Origin of the sequence: Thalassospira lucentensis MCCC 1A00383 = DSM 14000 (genome assembly GCF_000421265.1) — a bacterium.
GTDB lineage: Bacteria > Pseudomonadota > Alphaproteobacteria > Rhodospirillales > Thalassospiraceae > Thalassospira > Thalassospira lucentensis.
In genome coordinates this window covers 420720-426836 of record NZ_ATWN01000004.1, presented here as the reverse complement: position 1 = coordinate 426836, position 6117 = coordinate 420720, and the positions used below count along the sequence as shown (strand labels likewise).

General features: G+C 54.3%; 5 protein-coding genes and 1 rRNA gene. 1 reads left to right on the top strand and 5 read right to left on the bottom strand.

Annotated elements, in window-relative coordinates; genetic code table 11:
- Nucleotides 1-116 (bottom strand): 16S ribosomal RNA (locus tag K355_RS0111110); the annotation flags it as partial.
- Between the two features lie 543 nt (nucleotides 117-659).
- Here K355_RS0111110 and K355_RS0111105 point away from each other — a divergent pair.
- Entirely contained in the window at nucleotides 660-1718 is a 1059-nt protein-coding gene (locus K355_RS0111105) for a proline racemase family protein (protein WP_022732217.1), read from the top strand.
- 108 nt (nucleotides 1719-1826) lie between these two features.
- Here K355_RS0111105 and K355_RS0111100 read toward each other — a convergent pair whose 3' ends face one another.
- From K355_RS0111100 to K355_RS0111080, 4 genes are all read right to left on the bottom strand, one after another.
- Nucleotides 1827-2495, bottom strand: coding sequence for a GntR family transcriptional regulator (locus tag K355_RS0111100; protein ID WP_022732216.1), 669 nt, complete (start codon nucleotides 2493-2495; stop codon nucleotides 1827-1829).
- A gap of 185 nt (nucleotides 2496-2680) precedes the next feature.
- A complete protein-coding gene (locus K355_RS0111090) occupies nucleotides 2681-3682 on the bottom strand; it encodes a 4-hydroxyproline epimerase (protein ID WP_022732214.1) in 1002 nt (333 codons plus the stop codon).
- 12 nt (nucleotides 3683-3694) lie between these two features.
- Complete coding sequence (locus K355_RS0111085; RefSeq protein ID WP_022732213.1) at nucleotides 3695-4978, bottom strand: NAD(P)/FAD-dependent oxidoreductase; 1284 nt, start codon at nucleotides 4976-4978, stop codon at nucleotides 3695-3697.
- Between the two features lie 164 nt (nucleotides 4979-5142).
- Nucleotides 5143-6039: a dihydrodipicolinate synthase family protein gene (locus K355_RS0111080; RefSeq protein WP_022732212.1), complete on the bottom strand. Its 897-nt coding sequence runs from the start codon at nucleotides 6037-6039 to the stop codon at nucleotides 5143-5145.
- Nucleotides 6040-6117: the final 78 nt, after the last annotated feature.

Here is a 6117-nt window from a genome sequence, read left to right as displayed (position 1 = left end):
CGCGTTACTCACCCGTGCGCCACTCTCCAGTTCCCGAAAGAACCTTCTCGTACGACTTGCATGTGTTAGGCCTGCCGCCAGCGTTCGTTCTGAGCCAGGATCAAACTCTCATGTTCAATCCAAGCTTGTCTCATAGACAAACTCTAAAAATTAACGTCTGCACATTCATTTGGTGGTTACCACAAATCAATCAAATCAAAACCGAAGTCTTAATCAAAAAGATCCGTCGTCTCCAGGATGCACAGACTAACGCCATAACGCTGCCCGCGCATCCCTTCCTACTGATCAACAATGTCAAAGAACTCAAAGGCCGAAACCCTAAACCGTCAAACCCGCGTCGCCAAAACCCTCAGCCCCGCGCCTCGTCGGTGGAGGCGGGTTATAGGCCCACCCCCTTAAACTGTCAAACACCTTTTTGTAAAAAAGGGACAGAAATGCCCTTACGCAAAATTTTTGCGCGAAGACACATATAGGTTTCACTTTTATGACCCGCAAGAGGGGTCATCTTAAGAAGTTTTGTCCCAACCCGATTGTAACCATATTCCTTTGGGCGTTTAAAGGGCTAAGATGTTCGCGCAACACCGTTAAATGTTGAGAATCAGGTTACGCCAAAAGATCAAAACAGATCAAAAATACCCAAAATTCCATCATGAGGCCCCATGCCCCACAGCAAAAACAACACTGATTCGCCCCAGTCAAACGCCCTGCCCGGCCAAAGCACCCCGATTGAGGTGATTGATATGCATACCGGCGGCGAGCCGTTGCGTATTATCACATCGGGATATCCCGCCATTCCGGGCGACGACATTCTGGCCAAGCGGCGTTATGCCCGCGACCATCTTGATCATTTGCGCCGGTTTTTGATGTTTGAACCGCGCGGGCATGCCGACATGTATGGCGCGATACTGGTTGAACCGAGCCTGCCGGGTGCAGATATGGCTGTGCTGTTCATTCATAATGAAGGCTATTCGACCATGTGCGGGCACGCGATCATCGCCCTTGGCCGCTATGCGGTTGATTATGGTCTGGTCAAAGTGGTCGAGCCGGTCACGCACGTGAATATCGAATGCCCATGTGGCATGGTTCGGGCCGAGGTCGAAGTCACCAACGGACAAAGCCGCAAGGTGCGGTTTTCATCCGTGCCCTCCTTTATGTTTGCCAGCGACCTTGCGCTGACCCTGGAAGATGGACGCAGCTTTAAAACCGACATCGGGTATGGCGGTGCGTTTTACGCCATTCTGGATGCCGGGCAATTTGGGCTGCCGATCAGCTCATCTGTCACAAACAAGCTGACACAGCTTGCCGAGGAAGTATGTTTGGCGGTGAGGAAAGCCATCCCGCTTTCCCACCCCGATCATGATGATCTGGCGTTTTTATATGGCGCGATCCTGACCGATGGCAAAGACGCGTTTGGCGACACACCGACGCGCAATATATGTGTGTTTGCCGACAGTCAGGTTGACCGCAGCCCGACCGGATCGGGTGTCAGCGCCCGGCTTGCTATTCAACACGGCAAGGGCCTGATCCAAACCGGCCAGTCGCGCCGGTTCGAAAGCATTGTCGGATCGGGTTTTGAGGGGGCGGTCACCGGCACGACCACTTGCGGGCCGCACCCGGCCGTCATCGCGTCGGTCAAGGGGTTGGCCCATTATAGTGGCAAGGCCAGTTTCTGGTTTGAAGATAGTGATGATGTCGGACGGGGATTTATGCTGCGCTAATGCAGAGCGGCTTGAGGCATGACCAAAAACAGAAAGGGATGCCCGATACGATGTTCGGCATCCCTTTGTCTTTAACCAACACTGTCTTTAAACACCGCCTCGCCGCCCCTACTGACGGGCGTTGCGCAGGCAATCCATCAGGCTGTTGGCGGAATTTTCAATATGGTCGGCCAGAAGCCCCACCGCTTCGTCAACGTTTCCGGCTTTGCAGGCTTCGAAAATCTGGTGGTGTTCGCGCTCGGCCCGATCGGTTTCCCCCGAAAGGGCCAGTTGCGCCTGTGCAAAGCGGACCGTGTTGTTGCCAATCATGCGGATGATCTCAAGCGTTTTGGGCCGGTTTGACGCCCGATATAGCCGATCATGGAATTCGCGGTTAAGCTCCCCCCATTTCGACACATCGCCAGACCGGAAAGCTTCGTCATAGACCATCAGGATATCTTCGACCGATTTTAAATCCGCCGGTGTCATGCGCGGAATAGCATGACGGAGCAATTCGCATTCGAGCAATTTGCGGACTTCAAACAATTCTTCGATTTCATCAAGCGATAGCTGGGCGACAATCGCCCCTTTGTGGGGCTGAAACGATACCAATCCTTCGGCGTCAAGGCGCTGAAGCGCTTCGCGGACCGGAATGCGCGACACATTATATTCACCCGCGATCGCATCCTGACGCAACTGGAAGCCCGCAGGGAAATCACCCGATAAAATGCGGGCCCTGAGGTCTTCGGTGACCTGATCGGTAATGGTGCGGCGGGTAAATCGCGGTGATGCGGTCATTTCAGCTCTTTTATAATGGGTCCCGGTTTCTTGGCATCCGGGGTAACGATCTGTCCAGTTAGACTGGCATATCCATGATTAGTCATAACCATGCACCCGCCAAGTCGCAATACAATTGCATACTGTATAATCAGGGACCCATCGCGCAAATACAACGAAGGGAGCATAAAGCCCCCTTCGGTCGGTTATTTTACGACAAAACCATGTTTGTAGGGATCACGGTCATCAATAAAGATCGTGTTATACCCGTGCTTGCGCGCCCAGCCTTCGATACCGGGCACCACCGCGTCATACGCGCCGACTTTGGTGTGCTCGACCACGCTGACCCTGAATTGTGATCCGATGATGCTTTCATGAACCAGCTCATGGGCCGGGTCCCATTGCCCCTTGGCCACGAGCTGTGCCAGACGGGCCGACGATCCGGTACCACAGGGCGACCGATCAATGCCCTTATCACCGTAAAACACCGCATTGCGGTGCGTGCTGTCAGGCTGGGTCGGTTTGCCGGTCCATTGGATATGCGACAGGCCCTTGATGTCGGGGTAAAGCGGGTGAACAAAATCGTTTTGCTCATTCAGACGGCGGCGCAGTTCCGGGCTGATGCGTTGCAAATCACCGGCGGTGAAGTCCGATACATCCCGGTAATTTTCCTGTGGCTCGACAATCGCATAGAAATTCCCGCCATAGGCCACATCGACCGTGATCGGGCCAAGATCAGGACAGTCAACGGCAATATCGGTTTTATACAGGAACGACGGCACGTTGGTCAGCTTGACCGATTCGACGTATTCACCGACCTGATTATACTCGGCAATCACCAAGCCTGCCGGGGTTTCAAGCCGCAAGCGCCCCGGTGTTTTGGGTTTTACCAGGCCTTCTTCAATCGCCATGGTGACGGTCCCGATGGTGCCATGGCCGCACATCGGAAGGCAGCCCGACGTTTCAACAAACAGTACTGCAACATCATAATCATCAGACGTCGGATCATAGAGGATTGATCCCGACATCACATCATGACCACGCGGCTCAAACATCAGCCCGGTGCGGATCCAGTCATATTCGGCCAGAAAATGCGCCCGCTTTTCAAGCATGGTCGCACCGTGAAGTTTGGGTCCACCGCCGGCAACCAGACGCACCGGGTTGCCGCAGGTATGACCATCAATACAAAAGAAACTGTCTTTCGCCATGGGTGGGGCCTTCTAGAAACGATTGATACGATAGGGCGTCATGTTGATCGGGGTTTCTTCCCCGCTCATAAGATCGGAAATCAGACGCCCGGTGGTGGCTGCCATGGTCAGACCAAGGTGCCCGTGCCCAAAAGCGAAAAAGACGTTCTGATGATTGGGGCTTTTGGAAATGACCGGCTTTGAATCAGGCATCGATGGACGAAAGCCCATCCATTCCGTGCCGCCTTCGCCGTTCAGCTTGGGCAGGACTTCCTTACCCTTGGCAAACAGTGCCTTGGCCCGATCGTAATTGGGGGCCGCGGTTAAACCGCCAAGTTCAACCGCACCACCAACGCGAATGCCCATTTCCATAGGCGTCATGACAAAACTGTCATCGGCACAAATCACCATACGCGACAGTTTGGCATCATGGTAAGGCACCGTGGTGTTATAGCCCCGTTCAGTATCAAGCGGCACAGATGAGCCAAGCCGTTTGGCCAGTGTTTTGGACCAAGCACCGCAGGCCACCACCACCGTGTCAAAGGTGATCTGATCCCCAGATGTGGTCATTGCCGCACGTGGTTTGCCATCGCGATAGACAAAGTCCGTGACTTCGGCGGTTTCAAATTTACCCCCCTGATCGAGGAAGCATTTATACAGCCCCATCAGGATTTTATAGGGGTCAAGTACCCTGCCCCAGTCTTCTTCCATCACGCCGCATGAAAAGATCGGCGCCAGATCGGGTTCGAGATCGCGCACTTCAGCACGGGTAAGATCGCGGATTTTAATGCCGTTCCGCCGACGAAGGTCAATTGCATAATCATCTTTACGGCGCGAGGCATCGCTGCGATAGACAGCCATTGCCCCCTCTTTTTTAAAGACGGCATCGGCAAGGCCAGCCTTGGCAATCACGGGATCGTAGTCATCCCATGCGCGGTTAAGGAGTGCGGCCAGTTCGGTTGCGATCTGCTCAACCCGGGATTTGGAGCTTGCGGCCAGAAAACGTAACAGCCATGGCAACATCTTGGGCAAATAGCCCCAGCGCACCGAAAGCGGGCCCAGCGGATCCATCAGCCAGCCGGGCACATTCATCAGCGTTCCGGGCATTGCAATCGGCGCACATTCGGTGACCGCAATCCCACCGGCATTGCCAAAGGATGCCCCCATGCCCGGCTCACCACGGTCCAGAATGGTCACCTGATAGCCCTTATCCTGAAGGGCGAGTGCGACATTCACGCCGATAATCCCCGCACCAATCACGACGGCCTTTTGACCTGATACATTCGGGGTTTTGGATTGTGAGGGCGATTGGGACATTTTGAGGCCTCGTCAAATATGGTGCGTGTCGTTTCTAGGATTTAACTGCCGACAAGATGGCAGGAAACTCCCCCGCGAGATGTCACGAGGGAGCTTACTGTTTCATTATTTACAATCGGAATGCAATCGGTTGATGAATCGACCGACGGCATTTGAGGCCGCGCCTAGAGGCTTGGGCGGGTATCGATTGCCTTCTGGATTTCCGCCTTGATCGTTTCGAGTTCTTTGCCGACCAGCGGAAGACGCGGGGCGCGCACGTGTGCCTTGCCCACACCGGTCATTTCCTGTGCCAGTTTGATGTACTGAACCAGTTTGGCATGCACATCCATGTGCAAAATCGGGGTGAACCAGCGGTAAATCGGAAGGGCTTCTTTGTATTTACCTTCAGAAAGCAGTTTCCACAGCGCGACTGATTCTTTCGGGAAGGCATCGGTGAAGCCGGAAATCCAGCCAACCGCACCAAGCACCTGCGTTTCCATGACAAGGTCGTCCATGCCACAGAACAGAACGAAGCGATCACCACAGGCATTGTAAATGTCGGTGATACGGCGCGGATCGCCGGAGCTTTCCTTGATCGCGACCAGATTTTTAACATCTGCCAGCTGATTGAATTCTTCTGGTTTGATGTCGATGCGATAGGCACCCGGATTGTTGTAAATCATGATCGGAAGCTTGGTAGCGCCCGCAACGGTACGGAAATGTTCGATGTTTTCACGCGGATCAGCGGTGTAAACCATGCCCGGCAGCAGCATCAGGCCATCAGCGCCAAGCTCTTCGCAGGCCTGAACATAACGGATCGCAGCCTGGGTTGAGTTTTCAGCAACACCGGACAGAACCGGAATGCGGCCCTTGGTGACTTCGACAGCAAGTTTGAGGACGGCAATTTTTTCATCCGGCTCAAGGGCGGTGTTTTCACCGACCGAGCCCAGCATCACCAGACCATCGACGCCCGCGGTGATCAGGGCTTCGATCTGTTCGGCGGTCATGTCGAAATCGATTGAGCCGTCTTCGTTCATCTGTGTGGCAACGGCGGGGAAAACGCCAGTCCAGTTTACCTGCATGGGAAAGTAACCTCCTGATACAGCGCGCCCCGTCTTGGCGCGCGCATTACACATTCAAACACCCATACTCACGAGGGC